The organism is Brevibacillus sp. FSL L8-0520 (assembly GCF_037963895.1).
In the GTDB taxonomy this organism is placed as follows: Bacteria; Bacillota; Bacilli; order Brevibacillales; family Brevibacillaceae; genus Brevibacillus; species Brevibacillus borstelensis.
In genome coordinates, this window is sequence record NZ_CP150171.1 from 1,088,818 (window position 1) to 1,110,554 (window position 21,737).

Below are 21,737 nucleotides of genomic sequence, written 5' to 3' on the forward strand. Positions count from 1 at the left end.
GTGCCAGCTTTCCCTAATCTGGATAAATCGGTGTTGTATAAGATGGTTACTTGCTGTCACAGAAAATAAAGTGCGTGGCTGCTTCGGCTGATCTGTTGCATTTGTTACAAAGAAAATCTGTTCCCATGGCATTATTTTCACCGAACAGCTCACAGGAGATTACGGAAATCCAAAATAAAAACGACCATGATAGACCAAGGTCGTTTTTATTTTGTGCAATTCCCTGTTTAGCGTACCCATTGCGCAACTTCTTCGATAGGCCTGCGTGTTTTTTCGCGTGGTTCCTGGACACGGTAGCCGAAAGCCACCATGCATGCGATTCCAAAATGGCCGTCTTCCATGACGCCGATTTCACGCAGAACCTGCTCGACCTTATCCTTATCGAAGCCTTCAATCGGGCAGGAGTCGATGCCGATCTGAGCGGCGGCTGTCATCATATTGCCGAGAGCGATGTAGCACTGTCTGGAGGCCCACTCGAACATAGCCCTTTCATTATCGAGGAGATGGAAGTCATGCTCCAGGAAATTGTGATAAATCTCCCCTTTGCGCTGAACAACTTCCGGAGGCAGCTGCTGCACGTCCTTCATGATATGCTGGATGTATGGTGAATCCGCCAGCAGATCCTCCTTCGTCCGGCCAAGGATAATGACAAAATGGCTCGCTGTTGGAAGTGACCGCTGTGCTCCCCAGGTGACCGGCAGCAGCCTTTCCCGTACGTCTTGATTTTGCAGTACGACGAATTTCCAGGGCTCAAAACCGAAAGAGCTCGGGGACAAGCGTCCTGTTTCCAGTATAAAAGCGAAATCTTCCTCGGAAATTTTCCGTCCGGGATCGAGCTCTTTGCAGGCGTGCCGGAAGCGATATGCCTCCAAAATTTGTTCTTAATTCATGCAACCATCCACTCCATTTCTGTTTGGATATCCATCTTTTCACAGTCGATTATCATTCGTGCCGTAAAACTCCTTGCTTTAGCTATGGGGATATAAGGAACTTTGCTCTGTATCCTCGTTAGGGGATGCTAAGAACAAGCAAAAAATAGTTCTTTTTTACATCGTTGTTAGATGTGTACCATATATCTAACGAGATGTGGTATCATTAACCATAGGTGATGGTTTTGAGCAGATCAGTGAAAAGCAACCACAATATCGTATTTGACTGTAAATATCACGTTGTCTTTTGTCCAAAGTATCGTAAAAAGGTTTTGATAGAGCCTGTAGACATTCGATTAAAAGAGCTGTTTCTTGAAAAGGCGATGGAGCTACGTACTTGAAATGGAAATCATGCCTGACCACGTCCATTTACTCATCAAGTGTGACCCACAATTCGGAATTCACCGAGTCGTAAAACATTTGAAGGCCTATACATCCAGAGTGTTGCGAACGGAATTCAAACATCTCAAAAGCAGGCTCCCTTCGCTATGGACAAACTCCTACTTTGTTGCCACCGTTGGAACTGTTCAACTGGATGTGATTACGAAATACATTGCGTCTCAAAAGGAAAGGAGTGATTGAATATGCACAGAGCGTACAAATTTCGTCTATACCCAAACAAAGCACAAGTGATGCTCATCAATAAAACAATTGGCTGTACTCGCTTTGTATTCAATCACTTCCTTGCAAAACGGAAAAATGTTTATAAACAGGAAAAGAAAACGCTCAACTACCACGAATGCTCTGCCATGCTTACACAACTAAAAAAAGAGATCGAATGGCTGAAGGAAGTGGATTCGACTGCCCTGCAATCCACATTGAAAGATTTGGATTCTTCTTACAAAAAGTTTTTCAAAGAGAAAAAAGGCTATCCCAAATTCAAAAGCAAGAAGAACCCGAAACAATCCTACACATGCAAAATGAATATCAAAGTGGAAGGAAATCGCATCAAACTCCCTAAACTTGGATGGGTTGCGTTTGCAAAATCAAGAGAAGTCGAGGGACGTATCCGATCGGCTACGATCAGACGAAATCCTTCGGGAAAATATTTTGTGTCGGTATTGTGCGAGACTGATATTCAACCACATCCGCAAATCGAACAGACTGTAGGAGTTGATCTTGGTATCAAGGATTTCGCCATTCTGTCTACTGGTGAGAAGGTAGCAAATCCCAAGTACTATCGTAAGTATGAAAAACAACTGGCGAAGTGGCAACGAATTCAATCACGTAGACAAAAAGGCGGTAAAAACCGTAACAAAGCACGCATCAAAGTAGCTCGTTTGCATGAGAAGATTGCAAATACCCGCAATGACTTCCTACATAAGCTGTCAACCAAGCTGATTAACGAAAACCAAGTGATCTGTTTGGAAGACTTGCAGGTGGAAAATATGGTCAAAAACCACAAGCTGGCAAAATCCATTGCGGATGCTTCATGGTCTATATTTCGCACGATGCTGGAGTATAAGGCGGAATGGTATGGTAGAACGATCTCCATCGTCGGGAAGCAATTCCCTTCCAGCCAACTTTGCTCCACTCCAAATTGCGGATACCGCAACAAAGACGTGAAAAACCTGAACTTGCGAGAATGGACTTGCCCGAAATGTGGTACGAAGCATGATCGTGACGAAAACGCAGCCATCAATATTGAGCAAGAAGGACTTCGACTGTTGGCATAGCTAACTGAACTGTGGGACACACAGGGATAGCTTGGTGAATTTCACTCCGTTAGGAGTGACTACCCAAGAATCCCCTGCCTTTAGGCATGGGGAGTGTCAAATCATTTGATTGACGGGCCCAAAAGATTCAATGAGTTTCGGCGCATCTGCCCGAATATCACCCAGCGGATGCTTACGCTGCAGCTTCGCGAGCTTGAAGAGGATGGCATCATTCACCGGGAGGTTCATCAGCAGGTGCCTCCCAAGGTGGAATATTCCTTAACCGACTTAGGTCAAACGTTGACGCCGATCATTCTCCAGATGAAGCAGTGGGGGGAGCAAAACCGGGGGGCTGTAATGGCTGAACAATGACAATACAGCCCGGAGCGAAGCTTCTCTGCTTGGCTATACCGCAGTTTTACTCTATGCTTTTTAACGATTCAATCATATTTATTTTTGTAATTTTTTTCCTGAGCAGCAAGTTAGACAGAATGGTAAGGGAGATGGCAAGGATTATCGAAACCAACATGACAAAGATATTTACTTTATCCGGGATTTGCTGGTGGGTGCTGGACAATGCCTTCACAATAATGGCATACACATAGCCGCTTATCGGCAAGGCAACAATGACCGCAAATGTGGTCAGGATGATATTTTCCAAGAAGATAAGTCTGTTTATTTTCTTTTTTGGATAGCCTAATACCTTTAGCGTTGCAAGCTCACGATTCCTTTCATAAATGTTTATGGAGGATATCGAATAGATGGCGCCAAAGGAGAGTATGACGGCAGAAATGATAAACATGATAAAGATAAAACTGTTTTGTTTCAAAATATACTGAGCTGATTTCTTTAGATCCGTCTTATCCGATATGGCATCTACTTGAGGATCTTGTTCAAAGAAGTTGCGGATGGCGATAAGATCTGTCGGGCTATTTGCTTCAACCAAAAGTGATGTGGGGCTGTAATCTAGCTCAAAACTCTTTACATAATCGGGTGTGATATAAAACGACGGATTCGAATACTGTGTAGATATCTGTAAGACCTTCATGTTTACCGTTTTATTTGCAAGCTCTGGTGCAATAAACGTGATTTGGATGAGATCCCCTTCTGAAATATGATATTTGTCGGCGTAAGATTTGGGGACCAGCACGCCATTATCTTCTATAGATATCCGATTGTCATTTTCGTCAAAGAAATGAATCAGATTGTTTTCTTTTTCAGTCACAACTAAAGCAGCCTTTTCTGTTTCATTGCCTTTTCTGAATTCAACTGGAAGGGTGGATAAAAAATAACTGTGTTTTATGCCGGAGGGCAGTTTCAAAGAATTCGCAGATACTCCCGTTTTATAATCTACTCTGACATCATAGGTATACACATCTTCAATTTGATTTGCTACTTTTTGCAAAGCCGCTTGCGTACCGAAAGCGGTTATCAATAAAACCGTGCTTACCACAACGCCCACTGAGCTCGCCAGCGCTTTTTGTTTATGCAGGAATATATTTCTCAAAATAAGCTTGTAGCTGTAAGGGATATGACTCCAAATACCCGGTATTCTTTCTATGAGTATTTTTTTCATCGTTTTCGGCGGTTTCGGACGCATCGCATGAGCCGCACGTTCCTTCAATATGGTTCTGCCGCTTATGTAACAAGAGAGCATCCCAAAAGCGCAGGAGAACATCAGAGGAGGAATGACAGAATAAAAAGAAAGCGAAAACTGAATGCCGGGCAGAGAGTAGGCCTTTGCATTCGACGCAGCTGCGAACGGAACAAATACAAAAGCAGCAAGGGCCCAGCCCAGTATGGAGCCTAGAATACCGACCAGCACAGGGTATCCCATGTAGTGAAGCATGATGCTACTGTTTTTCACTCCCAAAGCTTTCATAATGCCTACTTGATTTCTTTGAGAATCGATCATTCTCGACATGGTTAGAAACAAGATAATCGCTTCGATCAAAAAGAGAACCAAAGGAATAACCTTGCTCATCAAATAATTATTATGTATCGTGGCATTTAGCTGCGAATAACTGAAGGTCCGTTCTTTGCTTACTTGGTTTACGTAAGTCAGCTGTTTGGACTTTTTTTCAATGGATTCGCCTATTTTGTTGATATCGTAACCATCCTTGGCATCAATCATGATTTCATTATAGAAAAAGCCATTTGCGACTTCAGGTATGGTCGCTTCGGCAATATAAGCTACTCCGTATGATTTATGGTCTTGTATTTCGTTCTTTTTTGCATATTCAACATTCTCGCACAAGCCGCTAATGGTAAGCTTCAAGTTTTTATCGTTCGTCCGTATGCTGATTTCATCCCCGACACGATACTGATGTTCGTTGGCATAATGAGAATCTAATAAAATTTCCCCCTTCCTGGACGGGATGCTGCCCTCAATCATCGCAGGCGTATTGATTTCATTATCTGCAGGGATCGAATGAATTTTTAATGAGGCTTTATAATCTTCAAAGGATTGCGTGGCCTCAAATGTATAGCGGCCTTCCATTTTATTGATGCCTTCGACTTTGCTTAAACCAGCCACCTCCTGTTTGGAAATGTGACGGTAATATACGTATAAGTCGCTGATATTATGCTCTTTAAAGTAAACCTTTGTATATGCGCTAAGATTATCGCTCAAGGTTGCCAGCCCCGCGTAGAAAAAAGCTCCTACGGCAATAAGCAAAACAAAGGCCAAAAATTGCCCGGCAGATTGTTTAATATCCCTGAATAATTTTACAAATAATTTCATAAATCACCACTCAATCCCTTCTACACTTTGTTTTTCTTCATTAATCACAACACTTTCTATCCTTCCGCTTTTCACCTTGATAATTTTATCGGCCATAGGCGCGATGGCCGAATTATGTGTGACCAAAACGACGCATTTTTTCGTTTCCCTGTTCAAATCTTGAAGCAGCTTCAAGACGGACTTGCCTGTCACATAATCTAAAGCTCCGGTTGGTTCGTCACAGAGTAAAAGCAAAGGATTTTTTGCCACGGCTCTAGCGATAGCCACTCTTTGTTGTTCTCCTCCAGAGAGCTGGGAAGGGAAGTTTTGGATACGATCCGACAATCCGACTTTATGCAAAATATCTTTCGGATCCAGATGGTTTTTGCATACTTCAGTGGCAAATTCAACATTTTCCAGCGCGTTTAAATTCGGAATCAAGTTATAGAATTGAAAGACAAAGCCAACCTTCTCGCCGCGATATTGTGTCAGCTTTTTTTCGTCCAATCTTGTGATTTCCTGATCGCCAACAAACACTTGACCTGAGCTAGCCGTATCCATACCGCCGAGAATATTCAAAATCGTACTTTTGCCTGCGCCGCTTGCACCCAAAATAACGACGAATTCTCCCTCGGATATGGAAAAATCAACACCATCCAGCGCCTTGATGTTCACTTCTCCTACTTTGTATTCCTTCGTTACTTGTTTGAATTGGATTAACTTTTTCACGTATGACATCTCCTCGTATCGGGTTTATTGAATCCTGGACGCAACATGACGACAACTAGGGCGCTGCCTCTGCGATCAGCTGGGATACACTTTCTTCCATTAACTTCCACAATACACCAAGTGGGAAAAGTTGCATCCGAAGTCCGATGTATTTTGGCATCGGTCTTCAGAAGGAGTTTGATCTCGCTTTACCGCTTCAGCGCTGAACCGTCAAGGGGCAGAAGACAAGCCAAAAACCGCTTGACGTCCAATATCGCGTTCAAGCTCGCCTATAATTATGGATAGCAGGGCGCAGCAGAATCTAGCGTCTCCAGTCCTGGAAAAGAGGAATGACATCGGCTCAGAGAAAACTTATCTTTCCTGACCATGCTTGTCAGTGAAGCTGGTTTACAATCAATTTGTACAGAACTTTACAAGGAGGGAATCACTTTGAAGGAAGTGTTGATTTTTATAACGGATGGCTTTGCCGACTGGGAGGCAAGCTACGTCAGTTCAGAGCTAAACAAGCCAGAAACAGGATATCGTGTAAAGACAATCGCGATTGATCGGGAGCCCAAGGTTTCGATGGGAGGGTTAACGGTCCTTCCAGATTACAGCGTAGAAGAATTCAATCCGAATCTCGATATTGCGATGCTAATCATACCTGGCGGAACGGGATGGAGAGAAGCAAAGAATCAGCAAGCAAAAGTAATGGTTGACTATTGTGTGAGCAAGGATATTCCTGTCGCAGCGATCTGCGATGCGACCACTTTTTTGGGAAACCACGGATATTTGGATAATCATAGACATACAGGCAATACGCTACCCTATTTGAAGCAAGGAGCTCCGAATTACAGAGGAGATCAACATTATGTAGATGCTCAGTCTGTCCGTGACGAGAATCTCATCACTGCGAATGGAAGCGGTGCATTGGAGTTTTCAAGGCATATTTTAGAAAGATTGGGTGTATTAAAAGGCGATGAATTGAATGAATGGTACGAAATATTTAAAAAGGGATACTTTCCCTCATAATATTTACGTCTGATAGGAAAGCACGAGAGCGTACACGCCTGAAGTGCTTTCCTATTTATTCAGGTTGCTTCGTCATGAAGTTACTGCTGCAAGATCTGAATCAGGTTGCCGCATGTATCGTCGAAAACAGCTATTGTGACTTCGCCCATTTCTGTCGGTTTCATTGTAAACTTCACACCTTTTTCCATTAATCGTTCGTACTCTTTTCGAATATCTGCAACGCCAAACATTGTTGCTGGTATGCCATCGGCAAATATTTTCTGTTGGTATTCTTTGGCGGCAGGGTGGTTGTTCGGTTCGAGTACAAGCTCGGTACCGTCTTGTACATCGGGAGAAACAAGCGTTATCCACCTAAATTCTCCTGCGGGAACGTCATGCTTTTTTACAAAGCCCAGCTTTTCAGTATAAAACTCGAGTGCCTTGTCTTGGTCGTCTACGAATATGCTGGTGACAATGATTTTCATCATATTTTGCCTCCTTTGATATTTTGACGCTGGTTCCCCCTCTGCATTTTCCCGCCGATCCATCTCCCATTTTCTTTTTTCACCAACAGAGATACCGCCTCCACATGCGCCGTATGCGGAAACATATCCACCGGCTGCACCTGCACCAGCTCATACTCGGCCAACAGCTTGGCAATATCCTTCGCCAGTGTAGACGGATTGCAGGATACATAAACAAGCTTCTTCGGCTGTACCTCCAGCAGCGAACGGATCAAAGCGTCGTCCAGCCCCGTTCGAGGCGGGTCCACCACGACGACGTCCGGCTTTATCCCTTGCTTGGCCCACTTGGGCATCAGCACCTCGGCGCGGCCTACATGAAACTGTACGTTCTGGGCCCGGTTGCGCTCGGCGTTTGTCCGGGCATCCTCCACCGCCTCGGGGATCAGCTCAATACCCTGAACCTCACGTGCATACGGGGCCAGCCAAAGCGAGATCGTTCCCGTCCCGCAGTATAAATCCAGCAAAAGCTCGCTGCCGGTCAGTCCGGCGGCTTTTTTTACTTCGTCGTACAGCTTGCGGGTCTGCTCCGGATTCAGCTGAAAAAAGGCCCGGGCCGACAGGTCAAACGAAAGCTCGCCCAGCTTTTCGGCGATGGACGGCCGCCCCCACAGCTCGCGGGTCGTATCGCCAAAGATGACCGAAGTCTTTTTCGGATTGACGTTCTGCACGATGCTGACCAGCTCAGGCAGGCGCGTCCGCAGCTCGAGGATGAGCTCCTTGACTCGCGGAATGTCAGGTGTGGCCGTCACAAGCGTCAGCTGCGTTTCACCGGTGGCAAACGCCACACGTGCCACCACCGTCCGGATCACGCCCGTCCGCTTCCGTTCATCGTAGACGGGGATTCCCAGTTCCTCGATGACCTTTTTTGCCGTGCGAACAATGATCGTAGTAGCTTCGTGCTGCACCTGGCAGGTCTCCAGGTCCACAAGCTGATGAGACCCGGTCTGATACAGTCCGGCCACCAGCTTTCCGTCCTGTCTGCCGACCTGAAACTGTGCCTTGTTGCGGTAGCCCCAAGGGTTGTCCATACCGATTGTCGGGGCTACCGGGGGATTTTCCAGACGGGCGTACTTTCGCAGCGATTCGATGACCAGCTCCTGTTTGGAGGCGAGCTGTGCCTGATAGTCCATATGCTGGAGGCTGCATCCGCCGCACTGTTCATACACGGGACAGGGCGGTTCGACGCGAGCCGGCGATTTTTCTACGACACGCAGCAGCTTGGCGACTGCGTATTTTTCCTTTACCTCGGTTACCTCTGCATGGACTACCTCACCTGGCAGCGCCTTTTCTACGAACACAATTTTTCGCTTGAAATAGCCGATGCCTTCTCCGTTGATGCCCAGACTTTTGATCGTCAGGGTCATCTGCTGGCCGACCGCGAGTTTTGCGTCCGGTTGTTTATCATTTCTGGGACGAGTGTTATTCTGATGCTTGCCAGGTGACTTCATGGGGTGCAGCTCTCCTTACTTTGTGATGATTCTATTATACCTTGTCTCAGCCCTCTGACCCAAGCTTGGCAAGCAGGCAGGGCAAGAATGGCTTTTTCCTCGGGAGGGAGGAAGCTGTTTCGTACTTATTTGATCCATTGCAGAAAAAAATGATGGAAATAGGGAGAAAGATAATGCCGGTTTATCCGTTATAGCTGATGAACAGACAAAAAGGCTAAAAACTGCGCAGTCACCTTTTTGGATGGGAGGATACCACATGCAGGAGGAATGGGAGCTGATCGAACAGCTTCGAAGGGGAAACAAACAGGCGTACACAGAGATTGTCGAGCGCTATAAAGGGAAAATCTACGCATTTCTGTACAGAATGATCGGCCACTCGCAGGATGCTCAGGACTTGACGCAGGAGGTATTTATCAAGGCGTATTGCAAAATTGGCGATTATCGGCCGGACTTCCGCTTTTCTGCCTGGCTGTTTCGGATTGCCGCCAATCATTGTCTGGATGAGCTGCGAAAGCGAAAGCGCCTGCCTGCGACAACAGCGGAAGAAAGCGAACTGGTTCATGAGAATACACCTGAACGAATTTTGCTGGCCAAAGAGCAACATGAAGTGCTGCACGAGAAACTGCTGGCACTGGAGGACGATCATCGGGTCATTTTGCTCCTTCGTTATGTAGAGCAGCTAAGCTACAAGGAAATTGCAGAAGTCCTGTCCATTCCGGTAACGACGGTGCAGATGCGGATTTTTCGGGCACATAAAAAATTGCGACAGTATATGATTCCCGTGAAAGGTGGTGGTCCTGTTGAGGTGCGTGAAGTCTAATCAACTGAAGGCATATCTGAGCGACGACCTGCCTCACTCGGAGAGCCTGCTGGTAGAACGTCATGTTGAAGAATGCAGCTATTGCCAAAGCGAGTTGGAAAAGATCGGAGGAGAACTGCGAGAGATCCGGGTTTTGGGGGACATCCCGCCGTTGCCGGATGCGTTCACGGAGGAAGTGGCAAACAAGCTTGCGCATCTTCCATTTCCCTTTCAGGCGCAGGATGAACGAATGCAGGTTGCCTTGAATAAACCAATCAATTGGAAGAAAAGGAGCATGGATATTATGAAGAAGACAGCGATTACCGTAGCCGGTCTTGCGGCTGCCGTTACATTCGGAACGATGGTTTCACCGACGTTTGCCAATTACGTAAACAGTTTGTTCAATACCGTAAATCAAGCGGACGGCGGCATGAAAAATGCGGCGGCCGAAGGCTACGTACAGGAAGTAGGCAAGAAAGTGACAGACAAAGGCATCACTGTAACTGTCAAGGAAGTGCTCGCCGATCCGACGCGTATCGCTTTGATCTTTGAAATGGTCGATAAAGATGGAAAGAAGCTTGACTTTAAGGCAGGCGAATACGGTGGGGAATTTACGCTTACGGACAAGGCCGGGAAAGACCTGAATCCCGAGGGAGATGGCTGGAGATGGGGAAAATACGGGGATTACATGCTTATTAGCAAAAACCTGCGTGACGTATTCGACAGTGCAGAGAAGGTACCTGACGAGCTTACGGTTGGATTTGCGTTCAATAAAATCCGGGGCACCGAAGGATCATGGAAGCTGGATATCCCTATTGATATGAAGAAGGCAAAAGAAGTGGCAAAAACGATAGAGATCAATCAGGAGTACACATCCCCGCAGGGAGTCGTCATCAAGCTGGACAACATCATGACCGTGCCCAGCGCCAGTCTGCTCAGCCTGGAGACGCATTGGAACGAGCAGAGAAACAAGGAGTATTGGAAGCTGATCGAGGAGAAAGGCTGGAATGATGCGCCAGAGGAGCCAAGGAAGGAAATGCGGTTAACCCCTGGAGAGATTATGCAAGACTTTTTGACTAGCTATAATCTGGCGTATGAAATTCTCGACGAAAAGGGAAATCGGATCGCCGGTCGGGATGATACGTTTTTCAAGACTTTGAACGGTATTGAAAAAAATAGCGTACACAGCATAAGTTCAGGAAGAGGAGAGGGCGATAGCCAAACAATGGAGTGGTGGCACGGATTTACACCGTTTACAGGCTATGAAAAGCTGACCTTCAAGCTCCATTCGATCTATCTGAATGAACCGGCTTCCTTCGAGGCCAAGATTGCCCTCGATGAATTGAACAAGCAGCCGGTGACGGTTGAAAACAGCGGAAGCACCTTTACCTTTAGCAAATTCCACCTGAAGACAACGGAAGCAGAGGAAAAGATCGGAGGGTACAAGTCGGAGGGGAAAGGCGGGATCATCGAGTTTGAGGCAACCCTGCCAAAGGACATCGTCTACATCACCGATTGGAAAGCAAAAGACGAGGCAGGCAACGTATACAGTGTGAGCATGGACCACAGCGACGGTGAGTACATCCGCGGCAAAGACGGACGCGTGCAGTTTAAAAGCGCTCTGTTCATAGACGGCTTGGAAAAGCAGCCGAAGGAGTTGACGATCAGCTACGGAATTCAGGAACACCAGTACCGCGACGTCAACTGGGAAGTACCCATCCAGCTTGACAAGTAAGGCAAGCTTTCGCTCTCTTTTTGCAAGAATAGGGCAGCGAAATTGCGGGGGGAGTTGTAAAATTTCTCCCCTCCCGCGTGAATATCAAATTTCGACGAAAAAGAGGGCGTGATGTCCCTCTTTTTTTGTTATTGTCTTTCCGCACCGGCAAGCGAACTGCCTCCACCTGCTGTAATCCTCCTACTCCCCCCTAACGTTAAAACATCAGAAAGCATACTCGTTCAAGAGCCTCCCTAAAAATTTCCCTAAGATTTGAAAGAAAAGGATGAAAACGTTCGTTATACTTCATGAACACAGCCAAACAGTCTGCCAGTATCAGCCGCATGCCTGAGGAGCGGCGACGATAACCTGGATGCAAAAAGGGATCAGCCAATTTGTTATCGGAAGCCAGCGGGACAATGGCGTCTGGAACAGCGGCATTTCCGTTAGGGAAAATTTGCAGACCTGTTTTGGCAAAAAGGCAATCGCTGCGCAGCAAGCCTTTTGCATAGGAGGAAAAGAAAAACATGCAGGACGATAACGAGCTCGTTCGTCTGGTGCTAGGGGGAAACCAGCAAGCCTATACACGACTTGTCGACAAGTATAAAGGAAAAATATTTGCCTACCTGTACCGGATGATTGGACAGAAGCAGGATGCCCAGGATTTGGCCCAGGAGGTTTTTACGAAGGCGTATTTCCAACTAGGCAAGTTTCAACAGGACCGCAATTTTTCAGCGTGGCTCTACCGTGTTGCTGCCAACCACTGTCTGGATGAACTCAGACGGCGGAAGCGCACCGTTAAAACCACTGGCGAAGAAGTGGAACTGATCGAAATGGAGACGCCGGAGGAAGCTTTCTTGCAAAAAGAGCAGAAACAGGTGCTTCTCCGCCGGATTATGGACTTGGAAGAGGAATACCGGTCAGTGTTCGTGCTGCGCTACATCGACCAGCTCAGCTACAAGGAGATCAGCGAGGCGCTGGCGCTTCCGATGACGACTGTCCAGATGCGGATTCACCGGGCGAAGAAGAAGCTGCGGGAGAGCTTGGAGAAAGGGGGGACTTCCTTGTATGAAATGTCACAAATCTGACCAGTTGAAGCCGTATTTCGACGGGAAGCTCTCCCCGCTGGAATCAGCCAGGCTGGAGCAGCATGTCGATCTATGCATCCCTTGTCAGGAAGAATTGGCTCACATCATGGAGGGTACGCCAGAAGCGGAAGAACTGCTGGCAGAGGAGCTGCTCTCTCCTCGCTTTACAGAGCTGGTCATGGAGGATATTGCCAGGCAAGAGAAAAGCAGGAACAAAAGAAAAACGTGGAAAAAAAGGAGCATGGATATTATGAAGAAGACAGCGATTGCCGTAGCCGGTCTTACGGCTGCCGTTACATTCGGAACGATGGTTTCGCCGACGTTTGCCAATTACGTAAACAGTTTGTTCAATACTGTTAAAGATGTGGACGGGGGCTTGAAACAAGCAGCGGTCGAGGGCTACGCCCAGCAAATCAACAAGCAGGTAACGGATAAAGGCTACACCGTGACCGTCAAGGAAGTGCTCGCCGATCCGACGCGCATTGCCCTGATCTTTGAGATTGTCGATAAGGATGGAAAGAAGCTGGATTTCAAGGCGGGCAATTACGAAGAGAGCTTTACGCTTACAGACAAGGCCGGCAACGACCTGAATCCCGAGGGAGATGGCTGGGCACGTGGGAAATACGGGGATTACATGCTTGTCAGACAGGATTTGTATGACATATTTGACTCAGTAGAGAAAGTGCCAGACGAGCTTAGGGTCGGCGTTGAGTTCAATAAAATCATGGACACCGAAGGCTCGTGGAAGCTCGATATTCCCATCGATATGAAAAAGGCTAAAGAAGTGGCGAAAACGGTAGTGATCAATCAGGAGTATACTTCGCCGCAGGGGGTCGTCATCAAGCTGGATAACATCATGACCGTTCCCAGCGCCAGTCTGCTTACCCTAGAGACGGCTTGGAACGAACAGAAAAACAAGGAGTATAGGAAGCTGATCGAGGAGAAAGGCTGGAATGATGCGCCTGAGGGGCCCAGGAAGGAAATGCGGTTAACTCCTGGAGAACTGATGCAGTACTACTTGACTGATTACGGTCTGGCCTATGAAATTCTTGACGAAAAGGGGAATCTGATCGCAGGTCGGGATGATACCATGTTCGAAACCTTGAACGGCATTAGAAAAAATGAGGTGCGCAACACCAGCAAAGGCAAAGGAAAAGGCGAAGGACAAGGAAGGGTGTGGTGGGACGGTTTTGCACCGTTTACAGGCCATGAAAAGCTGACCTTCAAGCTTCACTCGATTTATCTGAATGAACCGGCGTCCTTTGAGGCCAAGATTTCTCTCGATGAATTAAGCAAACAGCCGGTGACGGTTAAAAACAGCGGAAGCACCTTTACATTCAGCAAATTCCACCTGAAGACGACGGAAGAAAAGGAGAGGTTCGGAAGGCACGAGTCTCGTGGCAAAGGCGGAATCATCGAGTTTGAAGCAACCCTGCCGAATGACATCGTATATATTACCGATTGGAAGGCAACAGACGACAAAGGCAACGTATACCGTATGAGCATGGACAACGGCGACGGAGAGTATACCCGCGACAAAGACGGACGCGTGCAAATCAAGAGTGCTCTATTCATAAGCGGCCTCGAGAAGCAGCCGAAGGAGCTGACCATCACCTACGGCATTCAGGAACGTCAGTACCGCGACCTCAATTGGGAAGTTCCCATCCAGCTTGACAAGTAATGCCAGCTTTCGTGCGCTCTCTCTTTTTGCTATAATAGGGCAGAGAAAATTGAGGGAGTTGTGACGGAGGATGCAAGAGCTGTTTGACAAAATGAAGGAATACTTGAATATGGACACGGAAATTTCCTTTGAAGAGTTTGACGGTTACTATAAAAAGGTGACAGCGTTCCTGAACGACAACTGGACCGGCCTGGGCGAGGACGACACCATGCATATGCTGTTCATCCTAGACAACCTGAAGTCCAACGGGGAAGACCGTTCCAAGCGCAAGACCAAGGAAGCCAAGAAGTACGCCAAAATGGCACAGCGCTGCGAAATCTGGGCGACCGCTCTGATCAATCGTCTGCGTGAAGCAGGCCTGACCGACGAAGAAATCGGCAAGCGCTACGAAACGATTTACGAAGCCGTATAAGCAAATTGTGAAGCCGCATAAGCAAATTGCGAAGCGGTGTAGGCAAGATGCAAAGCAGTGTAAGCAAATAGCAAGGCAGTGTAAGCAAACCGAGGGGAAACCCCGGAAGCAACTGAGCGCACAAGAAGGCGGAGGATGCGGCAAGCATTCTCCGCTTTTTATAAAAAGCTGGTTGCGACCTCTAAGTTGAGCCTTTTAAGTTGAGCCCTTTTGAGTGGCTCCCTTTTGCTCGGACTCATGATAGACCTGTTCCCTTGAAATAAGCACATCCTATTGACAAAGAGCAGACAAAAATCTATAATTTTTAACTAATTTAAAATATTACGTAAGGACGAAAAGAAGCGTAGAAAAGGAAGAGTAGGAGCAAAGGCGACGCGCAGAGAGCCATCCCCCTGTGCTGAAAGGATGGACGTCAGCTTGCTGTGAAAATCACCTTGGAGCTGTGTTCTTGAAAGTTTCGCGGATGCGATTCGAGTAAAGGACAACGGAAGCCGCCACCGTTATCCGGCGGAGTCTCTAGATTTCACCGGAGACTCTCAAAGTCTGTTTTTCGCAAGGAAACAGAGAAGCTGAGTGGTACCGCGATGCCCTCGCCTCAGCCAGTCGTGCGCAATTTTTGCACAGCTGGCCGACGGCGGGGGCTTTCTTCTTTTCGAAAAAGAAACAGGGTGTGCACCAGGAGAGGAGCAAGACCATGAAAACAGTAAGTATGGAAGATATCATCGTTGCCAATCACGTACTGAAGGATGTGATCGCAAAAACGCCGCTGCAGCTAAACAAGCGGCTGTCGGAACGGTACGGCTGTCATGTGTATCTGAAACGAGAGGATTTGCAGGTAGTCCGTTCCTTCAAAATCAGAGGGGCGTACAATCTCATCCGCAATTTGTCCGACGAAGAACGCCAAAGGGGTGTCGTTTGCGCCAGCGCAGGCAACCATGCGCAGGGTGTGGCCTATTCCTGCCAACTGCTGCAGATTCGCGGCACGATTTTCATGCCGGCCACGACGCCCAGGCAGAAGGTAACACAGGTCAAGCTGTTTGGCGGAGACTACGTGGATGTTGTCTTGGGCGGAGACACGTTTGACGACTCGTTTGCGGAAGCCATGACATTTTGTCTGCAGGAAAACATGACCTTCGTCCACCCGTTTGACGATCCGTACGTAGTGGCCGGACAGGGGACGGTAGGGGCAGAGATCATGAACGACATGGACGAGCCTGTCGATTATGTCTTCATGAGCATCGGCGGCGGAGGGCTTGCCGCAGGTGTGGGAACGTATGTAAAAGGAATCAGCCCGTCCTCGCGGATCATCGGCGTGGAGCCTGCGGGAGCGGCTTCCATGACAGAAGCGCTGGCCCACGATGATGTGGTTACGCTTGACGAAATCGACAAGTTCGTGGATGGAGCGGCGGTCAAGCAGGTGGGACAGCTTACGCGGGAAATATGCAAGGAAGTGCTGGACGACATCGTGCTTGTTCCGGAGGGGAAGGTCTGCACGTCTATTTTGGAGATGTACAATGAAAATGCCATCGTCGTGGAACCAGCCGGAGCCCTGCCGATTGCGGCTCTTGATCTGTACCGGGAGCAAATCGCAGGGAAAAACGTCGTCTGCATCATCAGCGGCGGCAACAACGATATCGACCGGATGCAGGAGATCAAGGAACGCTCGCTGTTGTATGAGGGGCTGAAGCACTACTTCATCATCAACTTCCCGCAGCGTGCCGGAGCCTTGCGCGAGTTCATCGACGGGGTACTGGGGCCGCATGACGATATCACCCGGTTTGAGTACACAAAAAAGAACAACAAGGACAACGGCCCTGCACTGGTCGGGATCGAACTGAAGTCTCAGGAGGATTACGAGCCCTTGATCGATCGGATGAAAAAGCACGGCATCCGCTATGTGGAAATTACCCATGATCCGTATCTGTTTAATCTGCTGATCTAGGCCCGGGATGCCTGAAATTATGGTACAAACAATTGTTGTAATACAGTAAGGAATAGTCAAAAAAGTGCTAATACAGAGAAAACAGGAGCAAACAGAAGCGAGAGCGAGCAAGTCTGTGATAATACAGCATAATGTTTTATAACAAAGTTTTATAAAACAAGTGCTGTTATAATACAATAACCTCAACGAACAAAATCGGGGGGTTATGGTCATGACGCCAATCACAACGTTCTTTCGCAATCTCGAATCGAAATGCTGCGCAGCTTGCGGCCAAACGATGGTCGAGCAGGCCGAGTCTTATATGACAGAGTGCTTTGCTTGCCAGGAAAAGGCCACACACGATGCATACCTGTATTATCACACAAAGAAATAGGCAGCCCCGCGATAGCATATGAGGAGCAACTGCCATGTATATTGTATATAGAAAGAATTCAGCGCTTGCAAAGAAATGGATAGAGCAGCAGAGAAATGTCTCTGTCGACTCTATCCATCTTTTTTTCAAATCGGTTTGGGGAAGACAAGTCTTCTCGTTTTCGCTACCTTTTGTTCAAAACGACTTTTTCTGCCTGTTCCTTGACGTAATCGATCAAGCCGAGCTGAAAACCGCGATTTTCGAGCAGCCGTTTTGCTTCATACGTTCCCGAGTAATAAGCGAGTACGTGAGGATCAGTTTCCAGCACGTGGCGGCACGCTTCATCCTGCCACAGCTCCTGGTACCAGTCAGCCTGCTTGATCTTTTCGATAAGCTCTTCGTAGGGCGGCTCCGGCTTTTTCCACGGATTCAACCGGTGGAAAATTTCTGCCACGATCGCGACTACGACCAATATTCCGATTAAAAACATGCTAGAAGGCCCAGTTGCCGCCGCGGAACAGAGGCTCTCTCGTACCGTCGGCAGCAATACCGTCGATGTCCATTTCATCTGATCCAATCATGAAATCGACATGAGCCAGGCTGGTGTTGATGCCTCGCCTGTCCAGCTCCTCAGGCGACAGGCTGGTTCCTCCCTCGATGCAGACGGGGTAGGCATTCCCGATCGCGAGGTGGTTGGAGGCGTTTTCGTCAAAGAGCGTGGAGAAGAAGATCATATTTGACTGGGAAATCGGAGACTGATGCGGAACCAAGGCGACTTCCCCGAGATAATGGGAGCCTTCGTCCATCTCGATCAGCTGCTGCAATACTTCATAGCCCGTTTCCGCAGAGAAATCGACAATCCGACCGTTTTCAAAGGTGAGCGAAAAATTCTCGATCAGATTTCCGTTGTAGCTGATCGGCTTCGTGCTGCGTACGACACCGGAAACGCCCGTCTTCTTCGGAGCGGTGAAAACCTCTTCTGTCGGCATATTGGCCATGAAGGGGACCCCTTTGGCGTTTACGCCGCCTCCGCCGATCCAGATGTGAGATGTTGGCAGTTCGATCGTCAGGTCGGTACCCGGCGCCTTGTAGTGCAGGGCGTAGTACTGCTTCGCATTGAGATATTCGACTCTTTGGTTCAGATTCTCCTGATGTTCTCTCCAGGCCTGAACCGGATCGTCCTGATCGACGCGGGTAGCGCGGAAAATGGCCTGCCAGAGCGCCACGATTCGCTGCTGCTCGGGAAGGTCGGGGAAGACCATCGCCGCCCAGGCAGGGTTCGGTGCGGCGATCACGGACCAGCTCACCTGATCGCTCATCGTATAGCTGCGGAATTTGTTTAACGCTTGACCGGCTGACTTTTTCGCGGCAGCCAGACGCTCGGGGTGAACGCCCTTCAACAGATTCGGATCGGAATCGATGATGCTGAGAAAGGCCGCCCCTTCTTCTGCCATCGTTTCCATCCCTTTTGCTTTCCACAGCGGATACTCATGAAAGGCCTCGTCCGGTGCGAGATCGTACTTCATCCGTGTCAGCTCGTCATCGCGCCATTCCATATGTACGTCTTTTGCCCCTGCTTCGTACGCTTTTCGTGCAATTTTTCGCACCAGATCGGCGGAGGAAAGGGAAGCGGTGATCACCAGAGTCTGTCCAGGCTGCACATTTACGCCGACTTTTACCGCCAATGACGCATACCGGTCCAGCATGGTATCGAATGCATTCATGAAAAAACCTCCTCACAACAACGGATTCTCTTTTTCAGGGATCGCAGTGATGAATGAGCTTATTATAACAGAGCGTAAAGCTGGCATGCTCTTGAACTTGAGACTTCGCTTGCAATGAAAAGAATTTAGGGGCACTCTATGGAGAAAGAGGTGCAAGGGAAAAGGAGGAGCGGACATGTTTCACCCGCTTGTTTTTGACAATATCAAAGTGGTGCTGGAAGGAGCCGTGTACGACAGGGACTTTGAAGGCAGCATCACGATTATCGGGCGTTCGGACACCATGGATCTGGCGACGTTCCACAGGCAGTTTCAGATCGATTTTCGGCTGGCAGACGAATTCGGGGAGGCAAAGGGTGTCTTCGCCCAGATGCAGCTGCGTACGTCGCTTGCCGATATTGCGGCCGAACAGCTGGAGCAGCCTTTGACAGAGCATATCGGCTGTACGATCTGCATCCATTTTTTCATGACAGTCACCGATGTGCAGCGGGAGACAGAAGCCGTGGCGCAGATGCTGAATGATATCTGGGGGAATCGGCCGTACATAACGCAAACCATTAAAGCCAAGCTGGACGAGTATCAGCTCCACTGGCCGCCCAAACAGTACGAAAACCAGATCACACTCGACTTTCATCGCAAAATCGACGAGGGCAACATCGAGGATCTCCGCGGCTTGGTGGATCATACAATCGCATCGCTCACACAACTGCATGCCGTCCTTGCGAAAAGATCGTGAAGTAACTGTTTACAAGCAGAAAAACAGGCAGTATCATTTTGTTAACGCACTTTATTTTTAAGTTGACAAAATGGAGGCTATCATGAGAAACGAACGATTGAAATGGCTGGTGCTTTCTGCCATCTTTGCCGCTGTAACGGCTGTCTTTTCGCAAATTACGATTCCGCTGCCGCTTATTCCGATTACGGGTCAGACGCTGGCTGTCGGCTTTACCGCGACGATTCTGGGGAGCAGGTGGGGGACCGTAGCGATTCTCATCTACGTCCTGCTGGGTGCAGTAGGCCTTCCTGTATTCTCAGGTGCTAGCGGTGGACCACAGGTATTGGTGGACAAAACCGGCGGTTACATTTTTGGCTTTATTTTTACGGCTTTTGCCACTGGTCTCATTCTCGAAAAAACGCGTTTTACCTTTACATGGGCTCTGGTCGCCAATATTGTCGGCATGATTATTACGCTCATCTTCGGGTCGGTCCAGCTCAAGTACGTTCTGGACATTCCGTGGGACAAGGCTTTTGCCGGAGGAGCCGTACCATTCCTGCTGGTAGGTGTCGTCAAAGCCGTCCTGGCTGCCTGGATCGGCATCAAGGTGCGAGAGCGGCTCGTATCCTCAAATCTGCTTCAGGCACACAGCAGACCGCTATCCTGAAACAATCCAAATCGCTCGCCGAGTTCGGGCGATTTTTTTTATTGCCCGAATCCTTGTATCCACATTTTGATGGTTTACGGCAGTTCAGTCCATTGTCCGTGTCCTCGGTGGTTGCGAGACCTCCTCCGACAGCAACATCGACAGTCATTTCTCTCAGACATGGCACTCATGGTATAAACGGCCAGATTGGTTGGATACTACAAACAGTATTGGGAAAAACACGACTGAGAATGGGGGAATGATCGTGAATATAACCACCATACCTGGCCCAAAAGGACTGCCGATCTCGGGCAACCTGCTCGCCTTTCGCCGGGACCCGCTCCGCTTCCTGCGCGAAGCTGCGAAAGAACACGGCGATGTGGCCCACTTTCGCTTTGGCCCCTCGCGGCATGTGTATTTGATCAGCAATCCGGACATGATCAAGGAAATTCTGGTGAGCAAGCAGGCCCATTTTCGCAAAGGAAAAGGCTTGCAGGTCGCCCGGGCGGTCGTCGGTGACGGCATCCTCACCAGCGAAGGACAGAAGCACATACGCCAGCGCAGGCTGATGCAGCCGGCATTCCACCGCGAGCGGATCGCGACCTACGGCGAGTCCATGGTCCAGCAGGCGATAAGCTTGATGGATGACTGGAAAGCAGGAGATGTACGCGATGTGCATGAAGACATGATGAAAGTGACGCTGGCGATTATCACAGAGACGATGTTTGGCAAAGGTCTCAAGGAAGGCGCCGACCAGATCGCCAGGGCCATCGATGTGGGCCTGAAATACGTCTCGACGAAAGCGTCGTCCTTCATCGACATTCCGCTCACCGTTCCGACCTCAAGCAACCGGCAGTTCCGCGAGTCAGCCGAGCTGCTCGACAAGACGATTTACAACATCATCGAAGAGCGCCGCCGTGAAGGAGATCAGGGGCGCACTGACCTATTGGCGATGCTGCTGGCGGCAAGAGATGAGGATGACGGCAAAGGAATGACGGATGAGCAGGTAAGAGACGAAGTCATGACCATCTTTGTCGCAGGCCATGAGACGACAGCCAACACGATGTCCTGGATCTGGTATCTGCTGGCGACCAACCCTGAGGCGGAAAAAAAGCTCTGGGCCGAGCTGGACGCGGTGTTGGGAGGACGGCTGCCCACGGTAGAGGATATTCCGAATCTGAAGTATGTAAACCAGATTATCAGCGAAACGCTGCGCTTGTACCCGGCGGCTTGGACGATCAACCGGGAAGTCGCCGAAGAAGTGGAGATCGGGGGGCATACGTACAAGCCCGGAGATACGCTCATGATGAGCCAGTACGTCATGCACAGAAGCGAGAAGTACTACGACAGGCCGGAGGATTTCATCCCGGAACGGTTTGAGGGGGACTTGCTGAAGCGTATCCCGCAATACGCCTACTTTCCGTTTGGCGGAGGTCCGCGCATCTGTATCGGGAACAACTTTGCCCTGATGGAAGCCGCGCTGCTGCTCGCTACGTTCGCACAGAAGTATCGCTTTCAGCTCGCCGACCCGGGCAAGCCCGTGGAAGCGGAGCCGCTTGTCACCCTTCGCCCGAAAGGCGGTCTGATGATGAGGCTGGAGGCGCGGTCGCAATAACGAAAGGGCACAGAAAAAGACACGGACCATTGACGGTTCGTGTCTTTTTGCATAA

Annotated in this window: 19 protein-coding genes, 2 pseudogenes and 1 other annotated feature; of the genes and pseudogenes, 14 read left to right on the top strand and 7 right to left on the bottom strand. The window is 48.8% G+C overall.

Annotation, left to right across the window (positions count from 1 at the left end):
* Positions 1 to 227: 227 nt before the first annotated feature.
* Complete coding sequence (locus tag NSQ24_RS05675; protein WP_243015147.1) at positions 228 to 875, bottom strand: NAD(P)H-dependent oxidoreductase; 648 nt, start codon at positions 873 to 875, stop codon at positions 228 to 230.
* A 233-nt stretch (positions 876 to 1,108) separates the two neighbouring features.
* Here NSQ24_RS05675 and tnpA point away from each other — a divergent pair.
* The 3 genes and pseudogenes from tnpA to NSQ24_RS05690 form a co-directional block, all read left to right on the top strand.
* A pseudogene (gene tnpA / locus NSQ24_RS05680) lies at positions 1,109 to 1,511 on the top strand (IS200/IS605 family transposase).
* Between the two features lie 2 nt (positions 1,512 to 1,513).
* Positions 1,514 to 2,605: an IS200/IS605 family element RNA-guided endonuclease TnpB gene (tnpB, locus tag NSQ24_RS05685; RefSeq protein WP_339167411.1), complete on the top strand. Its 1,092-nt coding sequence runs from the start codon at positions 1,514 to 1,516 to the stop codon at positions 2,603 to 2,605.
* A gap of 102 nt (positions 2,606 to 2,707) precedes the next feature.
* Positions 2,708 to 2,956: pseudogene (locus NSQ24_RS05690) on the top strand (winged helix-turn-helix transcriptional regulator); the annotation flags it as partial.
* Between the two features lie 46 nt (positions 2,957 to 3,002).
* On the opposite strand, the gene NSQ24_RS05695 reads toward NSQ24_RS05690, so the two are convergent.
* A complete protein-coding gene (locus NSQ24_RS05695; RefSeq protein ID WP_243014763.1) occupies positions 3,003 to 5,327 on the bottom strand; it encodes an ABC transporter permease in 2,325 nt (774 codons plus the stop codon).
* 3 nt (positions 5,328 to 5,330) lie between these two features.
* Positions 5,331 to 6,035: an ABC transporter ATP-binding protein gene (locus tag NSQ24_RS05700; protein ID WP_279041770.1), complete on the bottom strand. Its 705-nt coding sequence runs from the start codon at positions 6,033 to 6,035 to the stop codon at positions 5,331 to 5,333.
* Positions 6,036 to 6,464: 429 nt separating this feature from the next.
* Between NSQ24_RS05700 and NSQ24_RS05705 the strand changes: the two genes are divergently transcribed.
* On the top strand, positions 6,465 to 7,046 hold the full coding sequence (locus NSQ24_RS05705; protein WP_243014765.1) for a type 1 glutamine amidotransferase family protein: 582 nt from the start codon (positions 6,465 to 6,467) through the stop codon (positions 7,044 to 7,046).
* Between the two features lie 80 nt (positions 7,047 to 7,126).
* Here NSQ24_RS05705 and NSQ24_RS05710 read toward each other — a convergent pair whose 3' ends face one another.
* Positions 7,127 to 7,510 (bottom strand): VOC family protein, encoded by a 384-nt coding sequence (locus NSQ24_RS05710; protein WP_243014766.1) that lies wholly within the window; start codon positions 7,508 to 7,510, stop codon positions 7,127 to 7,129.
* On the bottom strand, positions 7,510 to 8,997 hold the full coding sequence (rlmD, locus tag NSQ24_RS05715; protein WP_339167414.1) for a 23S rRNA (uracil(1939)-C(5))-methyltransferase RlmD: 1,488 nt from the start codon (positions 8,995 to 8,997) through the stop codon (positions 7,510 to 7,512). The genes NSQ24_RS05710 and rlmD overlap by 1 nt, the downstream gene beginning before the upstream one ends.
* A 256-nt stretch (positions 8,998 to 9,253) precedes the next feature.
* Between rlmD and NSQ24_RS05720 the strand changes: the two genes are divergently transcribed.
* The 7 genes from NSQ24_RS05720 to yhfH all read left to right on the top strand — a co-directional run bounded on the left by NSQ24_RS05720 (position 9,254) and on the right by yhfH (position 17,006).
* The gene (locus NSQ24_RS05720) at positions 9,254 to 9,817 is read left to right on the top strand and encodes a sigma-70 family RNA polymerase sigma factor (RefSeq protein WP_003391496.1); all 564 of its coding nucleotides are present in this window, start codon (positions 9,254 to 9,256) and stop codon (positions 9,815 to 9,817) included.
* Positions 9,807 to 11,531, top strand: coding sequence for a DUF4179 domain-containing protein (locus NSQ24_RS05725; RefSeq protein WP_339167415.1), 1,725 nt, complete (start codon positions 9,807 to 9,809; stop codon positions 11,529 to 11,531). The genes NSQ24_RS05720 and NSQ24_RS05725 overlap by 11 nt, the downstream gene beginning before the upstream one ends.
* A gap of 506 nt (positions 11,532 to 12,037) precedes the next feature.
* A complete protein-coding gene (locus NSQ24_RS05730) occupies positions 12,038 to 12,598 on the top strand; it encodes a sigma-70 family RNA polymerase sigma factor (RefSeq protein WP_339167416.1) in 561 nt (186 codons plus the stop codon).
* Complete coding sequence (locus NSQ24_RS05735; RefSeq protein ID WP_024984712.1) at positions 12,579 to 14,279, top strand: DUF4179 domain-containing protein; 1,701 nt, start codon at positions 12,579 to 12,581, stop codon at positions 14,277 to 14,279. Before NSQ24_RS05730 ends, NSQ24_RS05735 begins: the two co-directional genes overlap by 20 nt.
* A 70-nt stretch (positions 14,280 to 14,349) precedes the next feature.
* Positions 14,350 to 14,691: a hypothetical protein gene (locus NSQ24_RS05740; protein WP_003391505.1), complete on the top strand. Its 342-nt coding sequence runs from the start codon at positions 14,350 to 14,352 to the stop codon at positions 14,689 to 14,691.
* Positions 14,692 to 15,026: 335 nt separating this feature from the next.
* Positions 15,027 to 15,292 (top strand) — a binding site (T-box leader).
* A gap of 93 nt (positions 15,293 to 15,385) precedes the next feature.
* On the top strand, positions 15,386 to 16,633 hold the full coding sequence (gene ilvA / locus NSQ24_RS05745) for a threonine ammonia-lyase IlvA (protein WP_003391507.1): 1,248 nt from the start codon (positions 15,386 to 15,388) through the stop codon (positions 16,631 to 16,633).
* Positions 16,634 to 16,844: 211 nt separating this feature from the next.
* The gene (gene yhfH, locus NSQ24_RS05750; protein WP_003391510.1) at positions 16,845 to 17,006 is read left to right on the top strand and encodes a protein YhfH; all 162 of its coding nucleotides are present in this window, start codon (positions 16,845 to 16,847) and stop codon (positions 17,004 to 17,006) included.
* Between the two features lie 163 nt (positions 17,007 to 17,169).
* On the opposite strand, the gene NSQ24_RS05755 is transcribed toward yhfH, so the two are convergent.
* Positions 17,170 to 17,475 (bottom strand): hypothetical protein, encoded by a 306-nt coding sequence (locus NSQ24_RS05755; protein WP_003391512.1) that lies wholly within the window; start codon positions 17,473 to 17,475, stop codon positions 17,170 to 17,172.
* A 1-nt stretch (position 17,476) separates the two neighbouring features.
* Positions 17,477 to 18,709 (bottom strand): aminopeptidase, encoded by a 1,233-nt coding sequence (locus tag NSQ24_RS05760; protein ID WP_339167418.1) that lies wholly within the window; start codon positions 18,707 to 18,709, stop codon positions 17,477 to 17,479.
* Positions 18,710 to 18,884: 175 nt separating this feature from the next.
* On the opposite strand from NSQ24_RS05760, the gene NSQ24_RS05765 reads away from it, so the two are divergent.
* The 3 genes from NSQ24_RS05765 to NSQ24_RS05775 all read left to right on the top strand — a co-directional run bounded on the left by NSQ24_RS05765 (position 18,885) and on the right by NSQ24_RS05775 (position 21,682).
* Positions 18,885 to 19,442 carry a hypothetical protein gene (locus tag NSQ24_RS05765; protein WP_003391518.1) on the top strand — a complete coding sequence of 186 codons (558 nt, stop codon included), beginning with the start codon at positions 18,885 to 18,887 and terminating at the stop codon, positions 19,440 to 19,442.
* An 82-nt stretch (positions 19,443 to 19,524) separates the two neighbouring features.
* Positions 19,525 to 20,088 (top strand): biotin transporter BioY, encoded by a 564-nt coding sequence (locus tag NSQ24_RS05770; protein WP_003391520.1) that lies wholly within the window; start codon positions 19,525 to 19,527, stop codon positions 20,086 to 20,088.
* A 238-nt stretch (positions 20,089 to 20,326) separates the two neighbouring features.
* Positions 20,327 to 21,682, top strand: a complete 1,356-nt coding sequence (locus tag NSQ24_RS05775) for a cytochrome P450 (protein ID WP_003391522.1) — start codon at positions 20,327 to 20,329, stop codon at positions 21,680 to 21,682.
* The last annotated feature ends 55 nt before the right edge of the window (positions 21,683 to 21,737 follow it).